Annotated in this window: 12 protein-coding genes; 11 read left to right on the top strand and 1 reads right to left on the bottom strand. The window is 46.1% G+C overall.

Translation table 11 applies throughout. The features are described from left to right. Nucleotides 1-391 precede the first annotated feature (391 nt). From ACSR9A_RS13720 to ACSR9A_RS13690, 7 genes are all read left to right on the top strand, one after another. Nucleotides 392-6,649 (top strand): family 43 glycosylhydrolase, encoded by a 6,258-nt coding sequence (locus ACSR9A_RS13720; protein WP_473757733.1) that lies wholly within the window; start codon nt 392-394, stop codon nt 6,647-6,649. Nucleotides 6,650-6,837: 188 nt separating this feature from the next. Further along, nucleotides 6,838-8,511 (top strand): extracellular solute-binding protein, encoded by a 1,674-nt coding sequence (locus ACSR9A_RS13715; RefSeq protein ID WP_473757732.1) that lies wholly within the window; start codon nt 6,838-6,840, stop codon nt 8,509-8,511. An 81-nt stretch (nt 8,512-8,592) separates the two neighbouring features. Further along, complete coding sequence (locus ACSR9A_RS13710) at nt 8,593-10,335, top strand: sensor histidine kinase (RefSeq protein WP_473757731.1); 1,743 nt, start codon at nt 8,593-8,595, stop codon at nt 10,333-10,335. Continuing rightward, nucleotides 10,328-11,989 carry a response regulator gene (locus ACSR9A_RS13705; protein ID WP_473757730.1) on the top strand — a complete coding sequence of 554 codons (1,662 nt, stop codon included), beginning with the start codon at nt 10,328-10,330 and terminating at the stop codon, nt 11,987-11,989. The genes ACSR9A_RS13710 and ACSR9A_RS13705 overlap by 8 nt, the downstream gene beginning before the upstream one ends. Nucleotides 11,990-12,106: 117 nt before the next feature. After that, the gene (locus tag ACSR9A_RS13700) at nt 12,107-13,096 is read left to right on the top strand and encodes a glycoside hydrolase family 43 protein (RefSeq protein WP_473757729.1); all 990 of its coding nucleotides are present in this window, start codon (nt 12,107-12,109) and stop codon (nt 13,094-13,096) included. A gap of 527 nt (nt 13,097-13,623) precedes the next feature. After that, nucleotides 13,624-16,323 (top strand): endo-1,4-beta-xylanase, encoded by a 2,700-nt coding sequence (locus ACSR9A_RS13695; protein WP_473757728.1) that lies wholly within the window; start codon nt 13,624-13,626, stop codon nt 16,321-16,323. A gap of 53 nt (nt 16,324-16,376) precedes the next feature. Next, nucleotides 16,377-17,393, top strand: a complete 1,017-nt coding sequence (locus tag ACSR9A_RS13690; RefSeq protein ID WP_473758007.1) for an endo-1,4-beta-xylanase — start codon at nt 16,377-16,379, stop codon at nt 17,391-17,393. Nucleotides 17,394-17,514: 121 nt separating this feature from the next. Here ACSR9A_RS13690 and ACSR9A_RS13685 read toward each other — a convergent pair whose 3' ends face one another. Next, nucleotides 17,515-18,267: a response regulator transcription factor gene (locus ACSR9A_RS13685; protein WP_473757727.1), complete on the bottom strand. Its 753-nt coding sequence runs from the start codon at nt 18,265-18,267 to the stop codon at nt 17,515-17,517. Between the two features lie 283 nt (nt 18,268-18,550). On the opposite strand from ACSR9A_RS13685, the gene ACSR9A_RS13680 reads away from it, so the two are divergent. The 4 genes from ACSR9A_RS13680 (at nt 18,551) to ACSR9A_RS13665 (ending at nt 24,811) form a co-directional block, all read left to right on the top strand. Further along, entirely contained in the window at nt 18,551-19,963 is a 1,413-nt protein-coding gene (locus ACSR9A_RS13680) for an extracellular solute-binding protein (protein ID WP_473757726.1), read from the top strand. Nucleotides 19,964-20,059: 96 nt separating this feature from the next. Next, a complete protein-coding gene (locus ACSR9A_RS13675) occupies nt 20,060-22,957 on the top strand; it encodes an extracellular solute-binding protein (RefSeq protein WP_473757725.1) in 2,898 nt (965 codons plus the stop codon). Between the two features lie 16 nt (nt 22,958-22,973). Beyond that, nucleotides 22,974-23,933, top strand: coding sequence for a carbohydrate ABC transporter permease (locus tag ACSR9A_RS13670; protein WP_473757724.1), 960 nt, complete (start codon nt 22,974-22,976; stop codon nt 23,931-23,933). Nucleotides 23,934-23,941: 8 nt separating this feature from the next. Then, nucleotides 23,942-24,811: a carbohydrate ABC transporter permease gene (locus ACSR9A_RS13665; protein WP_341278358.1), complete on the top strand. Its 870-nt coding sequence runs from the start codon at nt 23,942-23,944 to the stop codon at nt 24,809-24,811. The last annotated feature ends 14 nt before the right edge of the window (nt 24,812-24,825 follow it).

Genomic DNA, 24,825 nt, shown 5'->3' with positions numbered 1-24,825 from the left:
AACAACAAACTTAAAAAAGAAATAAGTAGAGCCTGTTTACTTCTTGCCGAGGCTTCCTTGTGGGCGTCCTGAAGCTCAAGAAGAGAAGGAATGCAGGTGATGTAAAAATATGAACGTTGTTTTTTGTTTTATGGATATCCCATAATAAGAGGAGTAAATGAAAGCGATTACATATGCGTCATACATTTTTCTATTAGATAGGTTAAAAGATTGGAGAGCGGATTAGCTAATGAGCTGCTCTTTATTTCGTGTTTATTTTTATTAAATAATGGTAAATAAATAATTTTATAATAATAATTTTAACCTTTCGAATAAAAAAATACATCGATTAATGATCGTAATTATTTTAAGATATACAAAGAAATAATCATTTTAAGGAGGAGAAGAAAAAATGTATAGAAAGTCATTTGTATTGTTGATAGCGTTTACATTTTTAATGAGCCTTGTACCCAGCACCTTCATATTCGCTAAACAGGAGGAGGCTGAGTTTCAGAATCCAATCATATGGGCAGACGTTCCGGACCCCGATGTGATTCGGGTAAACGACGTTTACTATATGACCAGCACGACGATGCATATGAATCCAGGTGTGCCGATTATGAAATCATATGATCTTGTACACTGGGAAATCGTCAATTATGTGTATGATATTTTGGCTGACAATGACGAGCAGACGTTTCGAAACGAAAAAAACGATTATAGCAAAGGCTCGTGGGCCAGCAGCTTAAGGTATCATGATGGCAAATATTACGTGGCCTTTGCTTCATACAGTACCGGTAAAACCTATATCTATCAAACAGCTAATATTGAAAAAGGGCCTTGGACGCGTTCCGAGCTTGATGGGGTTTATCACGACATGTCCTTGCTGTTTGATGAAGATGGACGGGTATACATGGTGTACGGCGGAGGTGATATAAAAATCATTGAGCTTACCGCAGATGCGACTGCGATTAAAGCAGGCGGCCTTGACAAAATAGTTATCCCCGACGCAAGTTTAGCAGCAAGCACAATAGAGAATGTTGGCTTGCCTGCTGAGGGCTCTCACATTCAAAAAATAAACGGCTACTATTATATATTCAATATCGCATGGCCTAAAAATTCACCTCGTGTTCAGATTGTGCATCGCGCGTCTACTATCGATGGTACCTACGAGGGAAAACTCGTTTTAAGTGAAGGTGCCGCACAAGGTGGCATTATTGATACACAAGACGGCGAGTGGTATGGCTTGCTGTTCAAAGATCATGGAGCGGTTGGCCGCATACCGTTTCTTGTACCCGTTGCTTGGGAAAATAATTGGCCGGTGTTCGGCGTCAACGGTACAATTCCGGAAAACATCAAAATTCCCGTAAGTGGAGTAGGCGCCAACAGCTATTTTGCAGCTTCTGACGAGTTCTATCAGAACACAGAGAGAGTGGGGGCCTCATCATTCAACGCATTAGGTCATTCATCAGCGAATGCGGCTGCTAGGCAGCAAATTTCAGGCCCAGATGCAGAGCTTTACGAAGCTTCTACCGAAACGCTATACACGGCTGCTAATGTTGGGCAAACGGAGCTTGCGGAGGAAGGACAAGAGCTTCTGGTCAACGGCAGCTTTGAAGAAGGTCAAGACCCATGGATAGCTCATGATCAAGCCATTGTTGCAGTTACAGACAGCGTATATAACAGCGGCGAAAGCAGCATTCACGTCAGCAGCAGACAGGCTACAGGGGCAGGTGTTCAGCAACGGCTTGCCGGTAAAGTAAAAGCAGGCGGCACTTATAAATTTTCTGCAAAAGTAAAATATGAAGGCGACGATACACTGCCTGCCGCAAGGCCATTTAATTTCGCGATTCAGGATGGAGATTGGACAACAATCAAGGTAATTGGAACGGCTGCGGTCAATAAAGGGGAATGGGGAACCATTGAAGGAACCTACACCATCCCAGCAGACGCTGTGCTCCATGAACCGATTATTTTCATTGAGACTTCCTGGACAGCTGAGCAGGATCCGATTAAGGATTTGATGGATTTTTATGTAGATGACGTTTCTCTTCTTGATGTTTCGCTGGATCCTAATCTTCTCATCAACGGCGGGTTCGAAAAAGGACAAGCCCCATGGACGGCCCATGATCAGGCAACGGTTACAGTAACAACGGATGAAGCATTCAGAGGAACACATAGCCTACAGATTACGGACAGACAGGCTACAGGGGCAGGTGTTCAGCAACGGATTGCCGGTAAAGTAAAGGCTGGCGGCATTTATAAATTTTCTGCAAAAGTAAAGTATGAAGGTGACGACACACTGCCTGCTAGAAGGCAATTTAACTTTGCAATGCAGGATGGAGATTGGACAACGATCAAGGTAATTGGATCGGCTGTGGCAAATAAAGGGGAATGGGTAACGATTGAAGGGACTTATACCATCCCGGCAGATGCCGCGCTCCATGAACCGATTATTTTCATCGAGACTTCCTGGACAGCTGAGCAGGACCCGGTTAAGGATTTGATGGATTTCTATGTGGATGACCTTTCTCTTATTGACGTTACACCGCCCGGAGGGTTGGACAAAACAAACAACGGGGAATATGACTACAATGGCTCTAACCTTGCCTTGGCTTGGCAGTGGAATCATAACCCGGACCATAATAATTGGTCTTTGACGCAGCGTCCTGGTTATTTGCGACTTACGAACGGAAGAAAGAGCACAAGTATTGAAAATGCTAGAAATACGCTTACCCAACGAACGTTTGGACCAGAAAGCTCAGGAAAAGTGGCCGTGGATATCAGCCAAATGAAAAATGGAGATGTTGCGGGTCTCGCTGCTTTCCAGAAGGACTATGGATTCGTAGGTGTGAAAATGGAGGGGAATACGAAATCCCTCATTATGGTAAATGCAAGCACAGGGACAGCGGAAGAGCTTGCAAGCGTTCCGCTAACTCAGGACAGAGTCTATTTAAAAGTCGAATTCGATTATCGGAATTTAACCGATAAAGCCTATTTCTATTATAGTCTTAATGGAGTTGAATGGCATGCGATAGGCAATACCCTTCAAATGAGCTATAAGCTGGATCATTTTATGGGCTATCGATTTGCATTGTTTAATTTTGCTACCAAGACTACAGGCGGATATGTAGATTTTGATTACTTTAGAATAGCTGACAAGATGACGGGAACCGATTCATCCGCAACCGTCCTGCAAGCAGATCTGGGAGATGTGCCCGATGTGATTGGCGTTCAGAATATGGAGCTTACCGTACCCGTAAAGATGGAAGCGCTCCCGAGTGGAAATTATACGTCGATTTCAGCGTCCTACAGCATACCCGAATATTTAACAGTAACCGGTGTAGAGTTTAATGCTGACAATCTAGTTGGAAAGGGGACTTATACGTATGAGAACCATCGTCTTCAGCTGCATGTATCTGGGGAAAATGTGAAGTTTACGCATGCATCCTCCGACCTCTTAGCGACGATAAAACTGAAGGTCGATGGATTTGTGCCATCTGATCGCACCGTTACCATTCGAACGGATTACATTGATGTTGAAGGCGGCGATGTCGTTTACAACGTGCATGATGCCTTAGCGAGCATTGGATTAAAGCTGCTGGATACGAAAGCGCTTGCGAAAATCCCAGGCTACTCCAATCCCTTGATGAGCCACAAGCTGGGGGCTGATCCGTATGCGTTAGCTTACGATGGAAGAGTCTACATCTATATGTCGAGTGATTCCTTCGAATATGACAGCAACGGGAATATTAAAGACAATTCATTCGCTAATTTAAATCAAGTACATGTAATCTCCTCAGCAGATATGGTGAACTGGACGGACCATGGCGCAATTCCAGTGGCGGGCTCGGGTGGCATCGCTGGCTGGGCGACATTCTCGTGGGCGCCGGCAGCTGCACATAAGCAAATTAATGGCGAGGACAAGTTCTTTCTTTATTTTGCTAACGGTGCAGGAGGAATTGGCGTGCTAACTGCGGACAGCCCGCTCGGACCGTGGGTCGATCCGCTCGGAAAAGCTTTAATTACCGGAAATACGCCCGGCGTTCCCGGCGTAATCTGGCTATTTGACCCGGCGGTATTGGTTGATGACGATGGCAAAGGTTATTTGTACTTTGGCGGAGGCATTCCTGGGGAACCTAACTCGACTGCTGAACAAATCGCTAACCCCAAAACCGCCAGAGTGATTGAGCTTGGCGAGGATTTGATCAGTACAGTAGGGGCGGCGGTTATGATCGATGCGCCTTACATTTTCGAGGATTCCGGCATTCATAAATATAACGGAAAATATTATTACACCTATTGTTCAAATTTCTCGGGTACCCATCCGGAAGGCACACCGCCTCCAGGTGAAATTGCCTACATGATGAGTGACAGTCCAATGGGGCCGTTTACTTATGTTGCACCCATTTTGAAAAATCCGTATACGTTTTTCGGAGTTGGCGGCAATAACCATCATGCTATTTTCGAGTTTAATGGAGAGTGGTATGTTACCTACCATGCGCAGACCGTCAGCAAAGCGGCTATTGGCGATGGAAAAGGCTATCGTTCCACTCATATTAACAAGGTTGAATTTTATGAGAATGGATTAATGAAAGAGATTCAAGCTGATATGGAGGGTATCGCTCAACTGAAAACGCTCAATCCCTATCAAAGGACTGAAGCGGAAACCATTGCGTGGAATGCAGGTATTTTGACAGAAATATCTGTTGCTCCAGGTAGTACAAAATCAGCGTTTAATCTGAATGTCACGAATATTCATAACGGAGATTGGCTGGCGGTTGCGAATGTGGATTTCGGCAATGATGGGGCCGGGTCATTCGAAGCCAATATTGCCTCAGTTGTAGGCGGAAGAATCGAGATTCGTGTAGATAGCCCTATTGGTGAGGTTATAGGTACGCTTGATGCGGCTTCAACAGGCGGGGAGCAAGCTTGGAAGCTGATGAAAACCGATGTAAGCCCTGTTAAAGGGGTTCACAATGTTTTCTTTATATTTAATGGAGAAGGCGAGAGCAATCTATTCAATATGGATTATTGGAAATTCACCGCTCTTGAAGCGGAGGAAAACATTCCCTTGCAATCCGTTAGCATTTCAGATGGGGCACAGCTGCTTAAGGTAAATGAGCAATTAACTTTCAGCTCGGCGCTCAATCCAATTGATGCAACCAACCCTGCTTATCAATGGGAGGCAGGCGGTCATATCAGCATCGTAGGAGACAGCAACAAAGCTGCCGTTACAGTTAAAGGCTTATCCGCTGGAGCAGGCACGCTGACATTGACAGTCGCTGCCGGAGGCACAGAGAAGAAGGCTGTAACGCAAATTACGGTAGCTGGCGAAAACAATGGAGGCAGCAATCCTGGCGACAATGGCGGAAGCATTGGTGGGGGTACATCGACAACTGCACCAGGGACAGGCAGCAGCCGCATCGACATCCTAATCAACGGCAAGGCGGTAAGTACGGGAGAGGCAATAACGATTGAAAAAAATGGAAAAACCGTTACAACGGTTGTGTTTGACGAGCAGAAGCTGGGTCAACTGCTTGCCGTGCAAAGGGAGAGTGCCGTCGTTACCATTCCCGTTCTTAACGGCTCCGACATTGTCATCGGACAGTTGAATGCCCAAATGCTTAAAGTCTTAGGAGAGAAGAAAGCTGTAATCGAGCTCCAAACGGATCGGGCAGCCTATACGGTGCCTGTGCAGAAAATCGATATGAACGCGGTGATCAGCCAGCTAGGAGACTCGGTCCATTTACAAGATATTACGATTCAATTTGAGATCGCTGCAACGTCTGAGGAAATGAAAAAGGTGGTAGAGCGTGCGGCTGAATTAGAGGCATTCACCTTGGTAGTACCGCCAATCGATTTTGCAATTAGGGTTATGAATAAAGATTCAGTCATTCAGCTAACGAAGTTCAACGCTTATGTAGAACGGACAATTGCTCTTCCAGAAGGTGTTGTTCCTAGCAAAATAACAACAGGTGTTGTCGTTGAGCCGGATGGAGAGGTTCGTCATGTGCCAACTAAAATCGTTCAGTTGGACGGCAAGTATTTTGCGTTGCTGAACAGCTTGTCTAACAGCACCTACTCGATTATCTACCATCCGACAGCGTTCAAGGATGTCGAAAATCATTGGGCAAAGGATGCCGTGAACGACATGGGGGCAAGAATGGTCATCAATGGTATCGGCAAAAATTTATTTAACCCGAGTGCAGCCATTACACGTGCCGAATTTGCGGCGATCTTGGTGCGGGGACTAGGCTTGAAGCTGGAAAGCGGGACACCGGCATACTCGGATGTGCTGGCGGGGGATTGGTACAACAGCGCGGTCAAGACGGCCGAGGCCTACGGACTTATCCAAGGGTTCGAGGATGGTACATTCCGGCCGAAAGAAAAGATTAATCGCGAACAGGCAATGACGATTTTAGCCAAGGCGATGGTTGTTACTGGTCAGAAGGCGAAGCTTCCGAACCAATCCGCAAGCGAGCTGTTACAGCCTTACACCGATGCATCGGAGGCGGCTGGCTGGGCGAAAGACGGAATAGTAGACACGATTCAAGGAGGCATCGTAAGCGGGAGAGGCGTAGGCACGCTAGCTCCGAAAGCACAGGTGACAAGGGCCGAGGTGGCCAAGATGATTCAGCTGCTGCTGCAAAAGTCAGATTTAATCTAACAAATATATCCGTCCATCATCCAAAGCAGGGGATGGGCGGATTTTTTATTTGCTTTTAAAGTAAAGGATGGGTAACAATATAAAGAGATGTGTATTGTGTTTCTTCTCGTAATTTGGATAATTAGAGTCATAGACTGGGTCGATATTTTCTAATGTGAAATGGGGCACACCTGTTGAGGATACCAATAATGAACAAGGTCAAGCTTTTGCTTGCTGCATTATTGTCTGTTCAACTCCTAACGTCATGCGATTATAGCAGCGGCACTAATAAAGAAAGCTCGAACAGGCTTGAAGGAGGGACTATCTATGAAGAGCCCGCGCTAAGCCCATATAATCCAGCTATTGAACTAACCTTTGCAAGAGAAAGCGACGATAGCTTAGAGGATTTAATCAGCCAATTGCCGGGAGAAACATTCGAGAATAATAGGTGGATTCGTCTATATGAACAGGTGCTTGGCATTAAAATCAATTATGAATGGATCGCCAAGGGTGACCTTTATCATCAGAAGCTAAGCGGGGCCTTTGCTTCAGGAAATATTCCCGATGTCGTCAAAGTCAATGCGCAGCAGCTGAGGATGCTCAGCAATGCTGGACTGATTCAGGATCTGTCTGAAGCTTATGAGCAATATGGCTCATCGTTTACTAAGAACATTTTAAGCCAAGAGGGAACGGGGCCTTTTGAAGCAGCAACGGTTGAAGGGAAGCTGATGGGAATACCAGAGACCAGCTCTTCTATTGAAGGGGCGATGTTTATATGGCTGCGTACAGATTGGTTAAACAATGTGGGATTGGAACCGCCGAAAACCATGGACGACGTGTTAGCTATTTCGAAAGCGTTTACAGAAAATGACCCTGACCAAAATGGCATTAATGATACGTTTGGCCTAGCGGTGACTCAGTATTTATTTGATCCCGTTATGGGATTGACGGGCTTTATGGCTGGCTATAAGGCTTATCCTAATATATGGATGAAGGACGGGTCGGGAAAACTCTTATATGGCGGGATTCAACCAGAAGTGAAAGAGGCGTTAAAGGTTCTTCAAAATATGTATCGGGATGGTCAAATTGATAGCGAATTTGCTCTTAAGGATGGCTTGAAAGAAGAAAAGCTAATTGCTGAGGGGAAAGTTGGCATGCTTTATGGAGAGCAATGGGGGTCTTTTACGGTTCAATCAAGCCGTGCTAATGAACCAAATGCGGAGTGGCAGGCCTTTCCGATCGTTTCTGTATTAGGAGAAGCGCCCAAGGTTCCGCTGCGGTTCAACACCAGCCATTTTTTTGCCGTCAGAAAAGGGTATCCGCATCCTGAAGCAATCGTTAAGCTTTTTAATTTGCATCTGGAGAAGAACTGGGGTGGGACAGCGGAATATGAAACCTATTACAGCTCCCCGTTTCCGGTCTGGAAGCTTTCTCCAGTGACGCCGTTCCCGGCAATGAAGAATCTGGAGGCGTATCGCCAAATAGCTGAGGCTGGCGGAAACGGCGATCATTCGGTCTTAAAGGATGAAGCCAGTTTCATCTATAAAAATATCGAAATCTCCCGTTCCGGAAATGCCAATAAAGAGTCAGGCTGGGGCTGGGAGCGGACCTATGGGCCATCTGGTGCTTTTTCCGTCCTTGACCAATATATGAAAAAAGACCAGCTATTATACGAAAGCTTTGTAGGACCACCAACGGAAACGATGCTTGTTAAGCAAGCGATTTTGTATAATCTTCAAATCGACACCTTCGTTAATATTATACTTGGCAGTTCCATCGACGAATTCGACCGGTTTGTAGACGATTGGAATAAGCTGGGCGGGAGCAGCACAACAGCGGAGGTAAACCAGTGGTATGCGGAAAGAGGCAGTAATCTGAAGTAGGGAGAGGTTTCTTCGACTTTTGTCTGCTGGAAGACATAATACTTGCTCACGACTTATAAAAGCAGCATCGGAGGATTTTGTTTGCTTAAATTTCCCGCTCATTCTTGGCGTAATACGATATTCATGCGACAGGTCATTATTTATCTCATCGTCATTCTTCCTATTATCCTGCTAGGCGTATATTTGTATAATTGGAGCTATAAAAATGCCAGCGAAGGCCTGTCGAGAACTTCTGAAGCGCAATTGACCAATTATTTGGAAGCCCTTAATCGGGAAATCGAATGGATGGAGCTGCAGGAGTTCGACTTGTTGGAAGATACTGAATTAAATAGGCTCGTTGTCACTTGGGAGATGATGGACAATGTTGAAAAAAGAGCGAGCTTAAATTACTTGATCCGTCGCTTAACTTCCTTTAAAAATAGCAGTGTATATATTAAGGATGTTTATGTGCATATCCGTCCTGTTAACAAAACCATCTCGTTTAGCAATGCGATCTCTGATCTTGACGTTAATAAGTACAATTTCTTTCGCTTCAGTATTGGAAGGAGCGAGCAGCGACTTGTAAAGTGGGAGAACACCCTTCATCTTAGCACCTCCAAGTATAGCGGTAAGAAGGGAGAAGAGCCGCTATTCGTCATACAAATTGAATTGGATAGGGAAAAGCTGAGATACGCGTTGGACCAAGTCAATATTTATCCAGAAAGCGGATCTTTTCTTATTTCGGATACGACGGGATTTGTATTGATGAGCGACGAGGAATTAAGTGGAAGGCTTCAAGGCGATATAAGAGAAGTAGAAGAGGCCAGCACGACCAAGCTGGTTATTGATGGAAAAAGGTATCATATGGATAAAGCGCATTCCGATAAATTGGGTGTTACCGTTGCTTCGTATTTGCCCGAGGAAACGGTACGCAAACCGCTGGGCAAATTCGTAATCTGGGCATGGCTATTCGCGATCATGACCTTCATTGCCATCGCTCTCTATTCTTATTCAACTTATAAATTCGTTCATAAACCATTGCTGCTTCTCGTTCAGAGCTTTAGGAGAATGGAAGGAGGTGCATTGGATATTCATATTGAGCACGAGGAGAAGGATGAGTTCGGCTATTTGTATAATAGGTTCAACCAAATGCTGAATAAATTGCAGGCACTTATTGATCAGGATTTTAAGCAAAAGCTGATGATGCAGCGGGCGGAGCTCAAGCAGCTTCAATCTCAAATCAATCCCCATTTTCTTTATAACAGCTTTTTCATCCTCAATTCATTGGCCAGAACGGGAGATACGGAGCGCATTGAAGAATTTACGAATATGCTAGGGGAATATTTTAGATTCATTACCCGTAATGGGGAGGATAATGTGCTGCTGGCTGAGGAAACGAGGCACTCTCGCATGTACACCGAAATTCAGAAGCTCCGGTTTTCAAGACGGATTCGCGTGGAGTTTGATGACTTGCCAAAGGAAATGGAGAATATCCGTGTGCCCAGGCTCATCATTCAGCCTATTATCGAAAACGCATATGAGCATAGTCTGGAGAAAATGACGGAGGATGGACTGCTTCGCGTTGCTTTTGAGCTGGATCAGACTGAGGCCCGGATTATAGTGGAAAATAACGGGAATCGATTGAGCGATACCGAGATCGAGTCCTTACAGAATCGCCTAGACAGTACGACAGAGTCTTATGAAATGACGGGCATGATGAACATTCATAGGCGCATTATTTTAACCTATGGAAGAAATAGCGGTTTGCTTCTGTCTAGAGGCGAGCTGAATAGTCTCAAGGTCGTCATTCGCATCAAGCTGAAGGAGGAGAATGAGATTGCTTAGACTGTTAGTCGTGGATGATGAAGACATCATTACGGATGGGTTATATGAAGTATTTCAGCGATGGATGCCAGATAAGCTGGATGTCTGTAAAGCATACTCTGGTAAAGAAGCGCTCAATTGGCTGCAACGTACCCGAATTGACATCGTTATCACTGACATTAGCATGCCAGGCATGAGCGGCTTGGAATTGTCTGATGAAATCCAGATGTATTGGCCGCGGTGCAAAATCATCTTCCTAACGGGCTATAGCGAGTTTCAGTATGCCTATAAGGCGATTCAAATGTCGAATGTCCGGTATTTATTGAAGACGGAAGGTTATACGAAAGTTACGGAAGTTGTACAAGAAGTGATGCAAGAGATCCATCAAAACAATCAATTGAGCGCATTAGTCGAGCGATCCCGTGAACAGATGTATGCGCTTGAATTTATGGCACAAGGAGAGTATATCAGACATCTTTTGCAAAAAAGCCATCTTCTTTGCCATGATCAAGAGGTGTTGGTTAAGGAATTTGGCAAACTGAACATTGATCTGAGTCCGTTGATTCCGGTTGTGATGGTAGTTGGTCATTTGTCATATCCAGCTGAGACCCCTTACTCCGATAGAAGCGAGATTGTTAATTCCGCCAGAATGATCGGGCATTCCTATTTGTCAGAGCAGACGCGGCATATTGGAATTGTTGATAAGCACGACAATTTGTTATGGCTGCTTCAGCCCTCTGAACATGTCGAGGAAAGGTTTTATAGTCATTTAATTCGCTATTTGGAAGGAACGCTCGAGCTCATTCAGGAGACATGTTTGGAATCGCTAGGCTTAACGATTGCCTTCACTATAAGTGGTGCTTCTTGTGAATGGGAAGCGGTATCGCAGCAATATGAAAGACTGCGTCAGCTGCATCAAATGACCATTGCTGACGGGTTATCCATTATTTTAACGGATCGCACGGAGCAGCTTGAGCCTTCAAACAGGAAAGAAGACAGTATGATTGCTCAAAGAACGGAGTTAATGGAAGCCTATCTTGAAGCTGGGAAAAGAGAGAAGTTTTATGAGGTAGTGGAGGAAATGACGACTGGCATGCTGCATCCAACGGGCAATGTTCACCGAACGATAGAGAGCTATTATTCTATCGCGCTTGTGCTGCTTGCTTCCATTAATCGCTGGGGGCTTTACCACCAGATTGGTGATTATGGAAAACTGATGCGTCTTGATGAGCATTCATCCATGAAGGAGGGGATTGCCTATTTGCATGTCATTGCCGACCGCCTATTCAAAGTTAAGCATAACGGCGAGCTAGAGCGGACAACCAGTGTAATCGACCGTATATGCCGATATATTGAAGAACATTTAAGCGAGGACTTATCCTTAGTGCGGCTGGCGGAAATTAATTATTTTAATCCATCCTACTTATCCCGGTTTTTTAAGCAGGAGCGAGGGGTGAATTTATCCGAATATATAGATAGCTGCCGCTTGAAAAAAGCTAGAGAGCTGCTAAGAAACGGGGAGCTTAAAATTCGAGAAGTATCATCCGCCGTCGGCTACGAAGCGGCACATTCATTTACGCGCTTTTTTAAGAAGGCGACGGGAATAACGCCGCAAGAATATCGGGATACCTTTCCTACCGTTATAAACGAAAACGAACGTACAAGGAAGATATGAAATGAATGACCAACTGCCCGCCCGGATGGCACGAAAGGGATTAAATTTCACGAGTGGCAGTTTAGCGAATAAGCGATACGTAAGTTAGAAATGACCCTGAATTGGAGGAGATTTCATATGTCTAATGTACCAGTACCTAATCAACCGCTTGTTACCCATCTTTTTACGGCAGATCCTTCTGCACATGTATTTGAAGGCAAAATTTATATTTACCCGTCTCATGACCTTGACCACGATGGTCCTGACAACGATAATGGGGATCAATACGCGATGGAGGATTATCATGTGCTGTCTATAGACAGTTTTGAAGCTGCTGTTGTAGACCATGGCGAGGTATTGCATCTAAAGGATGTCCGTTGGGCTTCTAAGCAGCTATGGGCGCCGGATGCTGCCTATAAGAACAATACGTATTATTTGTTTTTCCCCGCTCGGGATCATGAAGGAATATTTCGGATTGGCGTAGCCACAAGCACGACACCAGCGGGTACCTTTACCCCAGAGCCTGAATACATTGCGGGCAGCTTCAGTATTGATCCGGCTGTATTCGTGGATGAAGACGATAAGTCCTACATTTACTTCGGAGGTCTTTGGGGAGGACAACTGGAAAAATGGCAGAACGGCGTCTTTGAGCCGGGCGCAGAAGGTCCGAACGCGGGGGAGGCAGCGCTGGGTCCGCGGGTCGCATTGCTGAGCGAGGATATGCTGTCTTTTCAAGGTGAGCTACAGGAGATTTCGATTCTCGACGAAAACGGAAGCCCGATTCTAGCTGGTGATGAGGATCGAAGATATTTCGAGGGACCTTGGGTGCATAAATATAACGGCTGGTACTATTTGTCGTACTCAACAGGGACTACGCATAAGCTGGTTTACGCGATTAGCCGTAACCCGATGGGTCCCTATACGTTCAAAGGGACCATTCTTACACCGGTAATCGGCTGGACGACCCATCATTCTATCGTTCAGTTTGAAGACAAATGGTATTTGTTCTATCACGACAGCTCCCTCTCCGAAGGCGTCAATCATAAGCGCTGTGTTAAATTCACGGAATTGCATTACAATGATGATGGAACGATTCAAATAATCGATCCTTATGCGATGGAAAGCTAGCTAGACCGCAATGATTAAATAACAAATAACAAATAGTAAATATGGATAATAAAGCACAAAGATCGCAACCCCTGCCACTTGGTTGGGAATTGCGGTCTTTTTGTTATTTAGACAGCTGCTTTGAAAGCAGATGGACAAGCATAAACCTATAATATGACGGGTAATTGAACACAAGCTAGACAGGTTGTTGTCCAAAAATGTAAGCGCTACACTTTTAAGTGTAGTAACGATCTGCGGTTCATGGACGAGGAATTCAGCCTGGCAGCCTGAAGGAGCTGGATCGAATTTCTCAACGTTTGGCCCGATTTCGCAAAAGGATCTATGATTTATCGGGTGAATTCACAAAGATCAACGGGTAGTTGGCTCAAAATGAAAACGCTATACTTGCAAGGAATGCAAGATTAGGTATAAATGAACAAAGACGTAGCGGTATTCGCCGGGTTCATTTTGCTAGAAAGCAAATGATGCCATGACACGCCCCAAAAGGGAGCTTTATGGAATATAAGTTGAAAGGCAAGGTGTTTTAAATGAAGAAGAATCGACTGAAACGCTCTATTTCGTTGTTACTGGTTGCTATTTTGATGGTAACGTCCTTATCGCTAAGCGTGCTGCCAAAGCAGACGAATGCGGAAGCTAGCACAGCGCCGCCAAGCGAAGCTGAACAAATCACGACGGATTTCGAAGACGGCACTACACAAGGCTGGTATGGACGCGGCGGCAACGAAAGCCTGACGGCTGCTGCTTCGGCTGCCCATTCGGGTAAATTTGGTCTTCAGGTTACAGGAAGAACGGAAGGCTGGAACGGCCCAATGCTCAATCTAGCCTCGTTTATGGAGGTTGGCAAATCCTATGAGCTCTCAGCTTGGGTTCGCCTGCCTGCGGGAACGCCTGATTCGTCCGTCTCCATGCTGATCGAGCGGAAAACGAATGGGGATATGTTTTATGAGTCAGTTGCTGCCAAAACAGTAACGGAAAGCGGCTGGGTGAAGCTAACTGGCGCGTATAGCTTGCTCCATCCGATTGAGACCCTAGGTGTTTACTTTGAATCCATAGATAATGCGAAACTGGAATTTAATGTGGACGATGTTGTTATTGCGCGCATTCCAGATTCGGTACCTATTGAAATTCAAAAGGATATTCCATCTCTAAAAGATGTATATGCCGATGATTTTTTACTGGGCACTTCCTTGCTCGTAAGTGAAATTGAAGATGCCACCGGCCCAGATGCACAGCTGCTTCAGAAGCATTTCAACAGTCTGACCGCAGGTAATGAGCTGAAGTGGGATGCTACCGAGCCGAAGGAAGGCCAATTTGATTTTACACGCGCGGATAAAATCGTTGATTTTGCTGTAGACAATGACATGGCTGTACGCGGCCATACGCTCGTCTGGCATTCCCAAACGCCAAATTGGGTGTTCTACGATGAGAACGGCAATCTTGCCAGCAAGGAATTGCTGTATGCAAGGATGAAGCGGCATATTGAGACGGTTGTCGGCCGATACAAAGGCAAAATCTACGCTTGGGACGTTGTGAATGAGGTTCTTGATTCCGGTGACCAGAAGCCGAATGGTTTGCGCAACAGCCTATGGTACCAAATAGCAGGCGAGGAATTTATTGAGAAGGCGTTTGAATATGCACATGCTGCAGATCCACAGGCCAAGCTGTTTATTAACGACTACAACACGGATATTCCTGAAAAACGACAAGATTTGCATGATTTAATCAAGCGCCTACAAGGCAAGGGTATCCCTGTGGACGGCGTCGGCCATCAAACACATATTGGCATTGCGGCCCCGTCCGTTCAGTCACTTGATGATATGCTTCAGGCGTTCCGGGGTCTTGGCATTGAGCAGCAGATCACGGAGCTTGATATGAGTGTCTATACGAATGACGCCGATTCCTATGATGCGTTTCCGCTTGAATTGCAAATTAAGCAGGCAAATCGGTACAAGGAAGTTTTCGATGTGTTTAAAAAGCATAAGGACCAGCTCAATGCAGTAATCTTTTGGGGCAAGGACGATCTTAATACATGGCTCCGTACTTTCCCTGTCACGCGCAATAATTGGCCGCTATTGTTCGATGAACGGCTGCAGGCGAAATTCGCGTACTGGGCGCTCGTCGATCCGAGCAAAGTGCCAGTCGAAACGATGCAAGCAACGGCAGCTGAGGGAAGTGCGAAGATCGATGGCAAGCTGGAGGAGGCTTGGAATAGAGCACCGCTCGTATCCATCTCGAAGGATGGCAGTGCAATTGCCAAGGTGAAGACGCTTTGGGATAAGAAACATCTTTATATAACGGTAGATGTGTTGGATAAAACGGCGAATAGCAGCGATGCGGTTGAGCTTTATTTGGACGGCAACAATGGCAAGACAACGTCTTACGAGGCGGACGATAAAAAATATACATTCCAGCGCAGCGGAGCGAATAAGGATAAAGCCGTGAATTATAAAGCGGTCAAGACGGAAGGCGGCTACCGCATTGAAGCTGCGGTTCCAATTAAAGGGCTGCTAGGAAAAGAGCTTGGGTTCGATGTGCGAATGGTCGATAAGTCTGGCAGCACAGTGACGAAGACATCCTGGAATGACGAGACGAATTCACAGGATACCGATACGTCCAAATTCGGTGTTTTGAAGCTGGTTGAAGGACCTCAATACGCTAAAGCTGTAAAAGGTACGCCAGTCATTGATGGCAGTATTGATGCGGTATGGGCAAATGCAAAATCAATCGTGACCGACCGCTGGGTCAATGGAACAAGCGGATCGAAGGCCAAGGTCAGGACGTTATGGGACGGCCGCCGTTTGTATGTGCTGGCCGAGGTGACTGACTCGCTGCTATCGAAAAAGAGTGCTAATGCGTGGGAGCAGGATTCGGTGGAAATTTTCATCGACCAGAATAATGCAGCGAGCAGCAGCTATGATTCCGATGACGGCCAGTACCGGATTAACTTTGATAATGAGCAGAGTGTCAGTCCGGTTTCACTAGGCGAGAATCTAATCTCAGCTGCGAAGCGGACGGCGAATGGTTATGTGGTGGAAGCATCTATCGCGTGGATCGGAAAGGCGCCAAAGGCTGGAGATCTGATCGGCTTTGACGTACAAATCAATAATGATGAGGATGGCGACGGAGACCGCGACAGTGTGTCCGTCTGGAATGATCGGTCGGGACAGTCGTACCAGAACACATTCGGCTTTGGGGTTTTGAAGCTGACGGACGTGAAGGGAAAGTAGCATCGTCATAGAAAAAAGCGAGAGGCGGCAGAAGAATGACAGAGAAGAAGCATATGAATTCAGCGGATAGTCTGGCGGGAAGCTTCAAAAATGATTTTCTGATCGGTGCTGCGGTTAATAGTCACACAATCGTAAGCCAACGTGAATTGCTGGTCAAGCACTACAACAGCTTGACGGCGGAAAACGAAATGAAATTTGAGAGCCTTCACCCTGCAGAGGATACGTATACATTCGAGGCGGCTGATCGGATTGCCCAGTTTGCCAGAGAGCATGGCATGAAGCTGCGCGGGCATACGTTGGTGTGGCATAATCAGACACCAGATTGGGTATTCGACGATGGAAACGGCGGTACAGCAGCTCGGGAAACGCTGCTTGCCCGGATGAAGGCGCACATCATGGCGGTTATGCAGCGTTACCAAGAAACCACCTACTGCTGGGATGTCGTCAACGAAGCGATCAGCGACGAAGGGGATGAATGGCTGCGGCCCTCGAGGTGGCTGGAGGGCATTGGCGAAGATTATATGGTGCAAGCCTTCCGATTGGCCCATGAAGCCGATCCAGCGGCGCTGTTGTTCTACAACGACTACAATGAGTGCAATCCGGCGAAGCGCGAGAAAATTTATCGGCTGGTCAAGTCGCTTCTTGAACAGGGAGCTCCGGTACACGGTATTGGGCTGCAGGCACACTGGAATTTAACAGATCCATCTCTGGATGACATCCGCGCGGCAATCGAGCGTTATGCATCACTTGGCTTGAAGCTGCAAATTACTGAGATGGATGTGTCAGTCTTCGCCTTTGAAGACCGACGTACAGATATAGCGGTACCGACAGCTGAAATGCTGCGTCAGCAGGAACAACGTTACCGGCAGTTTTTTGAGCTGTTTCGAGAATATAAGGATGTGCTGACAGGTGTGACGTTTTGGGGAGCGGCAGACGACTATACTTGGCTGGATTATTTCCCGGTAAGAGGCCGCAAAAATTGGCCGCTATTGTTTGATACGGAGCAGCAGCCAAAAGGTGCCTATTACGAGGTTGTCAATTTGTCTGCCAGTAGAGCAACAGAGCAGTAGAGCGGCATCAGTAAATTTTACAGGGAATGGATTTATAAGGTTGATAGACATGCAGCAGGCCAGCTTCCTCATCCAAGGGAAGCTGGCCTGTACGTTTGTGCTCGCAATTACAGCTATGAATTTAAGAGATTTGCTTTCTATATTCGTTCGCACTGGCTCCTGTATACGCTTTAAATTTTTTGTAGAACCAATCGATTTCAGTGTAACCAACCTCATTAGCAATTTCATAGATGCGCATATCCGTTTTTTCGAGCAGCAGCTTTGCTTTTTCCATCCGTTGCTGAAGGAGGTATTCATTAAACGACATGTTTTCGTGATCCTTGAACTTTTGACCCAGATAAGCGCAGTTGAAGTGCAATAGGGCGGATATTTTTTTCAGCGTAATGTTAAGGTGCAATTCTTCCTCCACGTATTTTTTTACGATATCGATAATCGACTTGCCCTGCTTGCTCCTCTTAAAGGGAACAGGCGATGCATGCAACGGCTGTTGATCATCAGCGATGGATTCTAGTTCTTTTTTTACAGCAAGTAAGCTTGCCGTTAAATCGCTTGCTTGAACAGGCTGCGCAATGTAATCGCTTACTTGAAAGGACAAAGCTTTCCTAGCCAACTGGAAATCATCGCCGCCTTCCAAGAGGATGATCGAAACGCGGCTTTGCTGGCGGATATGCTCGCAAAGCAGCATGCCATCTGCTTGAGCGTTTTTAATATTAATTAGAACAAGGGAAAAGGGCTCCCTATCCATTAAAGCCAGGGCGTCCGAGGAATTGCCCGCATACGCTTGTATGATAAAACCTAAATGTCTCCAGTCAAGCATGTTCTGCGTCTTTTCCCTCGAATGAATCATTGGATCAACAAGCAATACCTTATACACGGTTAGAACCTCACTTTCATTTTCAATAATAGGCTTCGGATAAATTTCCGTACGAATGAAGTAATTATGTTTCCATTATGTTCAACGTACGGCTTCTCCACAACGTGCATTTCTTTATCCCTCAACCATTTGTTTACCATTTGTAAACGGGAGTAGCACAGCAAGTAAGCGATTTCATTGAAATCTATAACTTATAGGGTGATTCATCTAAATACAGGCAGGTTGTTACCCAGAAATGTAAGCGCTACACTTTTTATGTAATCCATTTTCAGGGGGGATCCATATGCAAGTGAGAAAACTGTCAGTCTTTTTATTAAGTTTAATGTTGATATTTACACTAGCAGCATGCAGCGGTAACGCAGGCAGTAATGCAAGTGGAAGCAGTAATGGTAACAGCAATAAGGAACCGGCAGAGGCAAGCGTTAACGAAGGCTCGGAAACGACTGAGCCTGCTGAGGCTAATAATGCCGGTGAGGCAACTGGAGATGAACAATCGACGCCAGATATGGATTTTGACATGGGCGGACGGGTGATCAAAATCGTATCATGGTGGGATATGACGATACCCGAGGACAATCCAGACAACATTCAGCGCAAGAAAAATCTGGATGATCTAATGATGAAGCATAATTTTAAAGTGGAATACGTCGCTGTTGACTACGGTGAGTATCAGCAGAAAGTTGTCGCATCTTTGGTGGCAGGCGAGCCACTCGGCGATATCGTCAGACTGGGTAAAGCCTATATGATTCCGTCATTGGTCCAACAAGATTTAATTTGGCCGATTGATGAGTATACGAAAAATACGAAGGTATTCAATCAGAAGGTTACAAATGAGTTTATGCAGTATGAGGGCAGAGGCTATGGTTTTACGGATAATCAGTCTGATTTCATGAGTGGCGTTTTCTATAATCGCACGCTTCTGAATCAGCTAGGACTTAAGCCGCTTCAGGAATATGTAAATGAAGATAATTGGAATTGGGACACGTTCATTCAAGTTGCCAAAGAGGCCAATAAGGATACGAATAATGACGGGAAGCTGGATAGATGGGGACTTTCACAAGGCTCGCTAATGGATCAGTCGCTGTACTCCAATGAAGCAAGCCTTACCCTTGGAAATAAGCAAAATTTAGAAGATCCCAAAACGGTTGAAGCCTTTAATTTCATTTCCCGTGTGGCAACTGAGAAGGTTGCAAGAGCTACGGAAGGTGGAGATTGGACAGAGCCTGGCCAGTTTTTCCGTCAAGGCAATACGCTGATGTATGCAGGCGCCATTTGGGAGATCGGAGGACTCAAGACGGATATGAAGGATTTTGACATCGGCTTCGTTCCCTTCCCTAAAGGCCCGAGTGCTTCCGAATATCATGCTGGCGAAGCTCTCTTCCAGTCTCTGGCGATTCCAAAAAAAGTCGAGAATCCAGAGCAGCTCATGTACATTTGGGAAAAAATGAACGATGTCGATTCGATTTATGATTATCCAGACCAAGCTACGCTGGAGAGCAACTTTACGAATGAGGATGATATTGAGAACGCTATCATTTCCGGAAAAGGCATGCTTGTTCTCGATCACAATACATTCCCGAAATTGCCTTATTACGATATTATAGGCGACCTTACTTCTGGAAACTCGGTATCTACCGTTATAAGCAAATTTAAAGCGAATGTTCAAGCTGCCATTGACGAAGTGTATAAAAAATAGCGATTCCTTACGAATGTCAAACAGTCCCTATTGAGCCATTCTATTAATAGGGGCTGTTTGGAATATTTTATCTCTAGCAGCAGGAGGGGAGAAGAATTGAACAGCAAAGCGAAGAAATACGCAATCGCCATACTAGCTCTAGTTTTATTTTTTTTGTCCATTTGGAGCTATAACCCTCAGAATCAATCTGACATGGGGAGAGTTCAAGCCAAGAGTGCTTTTGAGATGGGAGAGCATTCCTATGCTAAGGGCGGCTATGACGACTATTTGAACAGCTATTCGAATGCCGAGCGTCCGGCTGAGGTTATCCGAATCGAAGGGGAAAGCTTTTCAAAAACGGTTGGAGACGGCTTTGAAATGGCAGATCGGTTTGAAGGCTTGGATGGAAAAGCGGTGATTACGCCGGAGGCTGGAACCATTAGCTGGAATCTGGAGATGGCAGAGCCGGGACTTTACAACATCAGAATTCATTATTACCCAATAGAGGGAAAAAGCTCTGCGATCGAAAGGCAGCTTGCTATTAATGAGAAAGTGCCATTCAAGGGTGCGGAAATGCTGTTGTTCAACCGACTGTGGGGTAATCTGGAGGATGCTATAAGAAGGGACGATAGAGGAAACGATCTGCGCCCGAGACAGGTCGAGAAGCCGTCATGGCAGCTCAAGACTTTAACGGATAGCGGCGGTTATTATGACGAGCCGTATTTATTCTATTTTGACCAAGGGCAGCAAACCTTGTCGCTGACGTCATCACGGGAGCCAATGGCTATCGATTATATCGAGCTGTATCAGGAGAAAGTCGCAAAATCTTATGCGGAAATCAAAAAAGAATATGAAGCCGCAGGTTTAGCACCTGTTAAAGATCAATACGTGACGATTCAGGCGGAAGAGGCTGTGCTGAAGTCATCTCCAACCTTAAGCCCGCTTATCGACAGATCAAGTTCGTCGGTTGTTCCGTACGATGTTTCCAAGCTCAGAATCAATACGATTGGCGGACTGAATTGGAAGCTGCCCGGGCAGTGGATAGAGTGGGAAGTAGAGGTGAAGGAGGACGGCCTGTATCAAATTGCCTTGAAGCGCAAGCAGGATCAGCTCCGGGGCGTTTACAGCACACGCAGCCTGATGATTGACGGCCAGTACCCGTTTACGGAAATGAAGCGAATCCCGTTTAAATTCGATATGAACTGGCAGATGAATGTACTCGGAGGAGCGGAGCCGTATTTATTCCATCTGACGAAAGGCACGCATCGAATTCGGATGGAGGTTTCTCTCGGCGAAATTGCGCCGCTGCTGCGAACGGTTGAGTCCAGCGTTTTGCAGCTTAATGAAATGTTTAGGAAAATATTGATGATTACCTCGAATACGCCGGACCCCTACCGCGATTATCAATTGGAGAAGCGTATACCGGAGATGACGAAGGTGTTCCAGGAGCAAGCGGCAACGATTCAACGTGTGGCCGATTACTTGGAGCAAGCAACGGGGGAGCGCAGCGACAAAGTAGCTGTTCTGCATACGATGGTTCGTCAATTGGAAGAAATGGTGGACAAACCGGAAACCGTTGCAAGGCGCTTGAATGCATTCAAAATCAATGTCGGCGGTCTTGGAACATGGATTCTGACCGTACGTGAACAACCGCTTACACTTGATTATTTGGTTGTCTCCTCACCAGATCGGGAGCTTCCTCAGGCGGAGGCAACGGCATTGGGGCGAATAAAGCACGAGCTTGGCGGCTATATAGCCTCTTATACCGAAGACTATGACAGCATTGGCAATACTGGAGAAAATCAGCGTTCCATAACCGTCTGGATTACGACAGGACGGGATCAGGCGCAAGTGCTGAAAAGCTTGATTGACGATTCGTTTACATCGGCATCGAATATTTCGGTGAAGCTTAGGCTCGTCCCGGGCAACATCCTTCTACCGGCTACTTTAGCTGAGGAAGGGCCTGACGTTGCTATGCAGATTGGCGAAGATGTACCCGTCAACTATGCGATGCGGAACGCCTCTGCGGACTTATCGAGCTTTGCTGATTTCAAGGAGGTGGCTTCCCGTTTCCGCGACAGCGCACTGGAACCGTATGTGTACAGCAACGGGGTGTATGCCCTTCCGGAGCAGCAGACGTTCCCGATGCTGTTTTATCGCAAGGATATTTTGGAGGAGCTGGAATTGACGCCGCCTAAAACCTGGCAGGAAGTATACAACATGATTTCCGTTCTTCAAAAGCATAATATGGAGTTTTATTTGCCTATTGAGGCGGCAACCAATAACGCGAACCTCGTTCCGAATGCGACATTCGCGATGCTGCTGTACCAAAATGGCGGAGCGTTCTATCGGGATGAGGACAAAAAAAGCGCTTTGGATTCCGAGATATCGATGGAAGCCTTCAAGAGATGGTCGCAGTTCTATACGAACTACAAGTTTCCGCTGCAGGCGGACTTTCCTAATCGCTTTCGGACGGGAGAAATGCCAGTCGGCATTGCGGACTATACGACCTACAATGCACTGACGGTCATGGCACCGGAAATTAAAGGCCTATGGGACTTTACAATCGTGCCCGGCATGGAGCAGCAGAACGGCTCGATCAATCATGAAGTTGCCAGCCATACAACCGCAGTGATGATGCTTGAGAATGCGAATGACAAGGACTCGGCATGGGAATTTATGAAATGGTGGACAGACAAGGAAACCCAAGTGGCATACGGACGCGAGATGGAAGGGCTGATGGGTGAAGCCGCACGTTATCCGACAGCTAATATGGAGGCGCTTGGGCAATTGCCTTGGCCGATCAAGGACTATCAAAATTTAGAGAGCCAGTGGCAGTGGGTGCGAGGAATCCCGCAGGTTCCAGGCGGCTATTTCACGGGCAGGCATCTGGATAATGCTTTCCGAAAAGTCGTCAATGGAAATGAGAATCCTCGCGAGGCATTATCCGATTATATTTTGTACATTAACGATGAAATTGCGATCAAACGAAAGGAATTCAATTTACCGTACTAGATTGGGGTGAAAGCCGATGCAAGCTGAAACAGCAACAGGTAAAACCGTTCCTAAACTCGTCCAGCCAAAGAAGACGTCCAAATGGGCACATACGATAAAGGAGTTGAAAAGAAACAAGCATCACTATATTTTGATGAGTCCGTATATGCTTATTTTCTTCTTATTTACGGTCATTCCAGTCGTATTCTCTTTATGTCTAAGCTTCTTTTATTTTAATATGCTCGAATTTCCGCGTTTTGTTGGCTGGCAAAACTATTCAAGGCTGTTTCTTAACGACGATGTATTCATGATTGCCTTAAAAAACACCTTTATGTTCGCGGTCATTACTGGCCCGGTCAGCTATATCGCTTGTTTTCTATTTGCATGGATCATCAATGAGCTGTCACCGAAGATTCGTGCGGTCATGACCTTGATTTTCTATGCGCCATCGATTTCTGGAAATGTGTTCTTTATCTGGCTGATCGTATTTTCCGGAGATAGCTACGGCTATTTAAATGGGTTTCTGATCAAATATGGATTTATGCTGGAACCGATTTTATGGCTGACCAATGAGAAATATATTTTGCCGATCGTGATTCTCGTCCAGCTATGGCTTAGCCTGGGCACGAGCTTTCTCGCCTTTATCGCGGGCCTGCAAACGATTGATCAGACGTTGATTGAAGCGGGCGCCGTTGATGGCATTAACAATCGTTGGCAGGAATTGTGGTTCATTACGCTGCCTTCCATGAGGCCGCAGCTGTTATTCGGGGCCGTCCTGCAGATTACTGGAGCATTCGCGGTTGCGGACATCTCCATTGCGCTGGCTGGCTTTCCAAGTGTCAACTATGCTGCGCATACGGTGGTTACGCACCTGATGGACTATGGCTCGATTCGCTTTGAAATGGGCTACGCGTCAGCCATTGCGACGGTTCTTTTTGTCATTATGATTGGAACGAATATGCTGACACAGAAAATGCTGCGAAAGGTCGGTGAGTGACGTTGGCCATGAAAATGCTCGCGGTCCTTCGGACGCCCAAAAGGCTCAATCGTTCCTTTCTAGTCAGCTTTTTGCTATTCGCGCTTCTGGCCTTATTCGGCGCTTTTATGGCAATGCCCTTGATTTATGCAGTGAACAATGCATTTAAGCCGCTTGATGAGCTGTTTATTTTCCCGCCACGCATATTTGTGCACAACCCGACGCTGGATAACTTTTTTGACCTAGTGGCGATAATGGGCAATTCGTGGGTTCCGCTCACGCGATATATTGCAAATACGGTGATCATTACCATTATCGGTACGGCCGGCCATATTTTGCTTGCCTCGGCCGCAGCATATCCACTAGCGAAATACCGATTTTTGGGATCTAAAACGCTTTTCTCCATCGTAGTGCTGTCCTTGATGTTTTCTGGGCATGTGACGGCAATTCCCAACTATATGGTGATGTCCTGGCTTGGATGGATTAACACGCATGCGTCGATTATTGTGCCGTCACTTGCCTTTCCGTTAGGCCTGTTCCTCATGAAGCAATTCATGGAGCAAATACCGGATGCCTTGCTGGAGGCGGCAAAAATTGATGGTGCTAATGAATACCGGATTTTTTGGAGCATTGTCATGCCGAATGTGAAGCCAGCATGGTTAACGCTCATGATTTTACAGTTTCCTATGTTATGGGGGACCGATGGGGGCAGCTTTATCTACAGTGAGAATTTAAAGACGCTGCATTATGCTTTGGGTCAAATTACGCAAGGGGGAATTGCCAGAGCAGGAGTCGGTGCGGCAGTTGCGCTAATCTTGATGGTGGTTCCGATCACACTCTTTATCATTTCCCAGAGCAGCGTCATTCAGACGATGGCAACTTCCGGAATGAAAGAGTAGAAGGGAGTCGTGCA

The organism is Paenibacillus sp. R-74696 (assembly GCF_055814915.1).
Note: the sequence above shows the minus strand (reverse complement) of the source record. Positions and strands in the feature narration are given on the sequence as shown.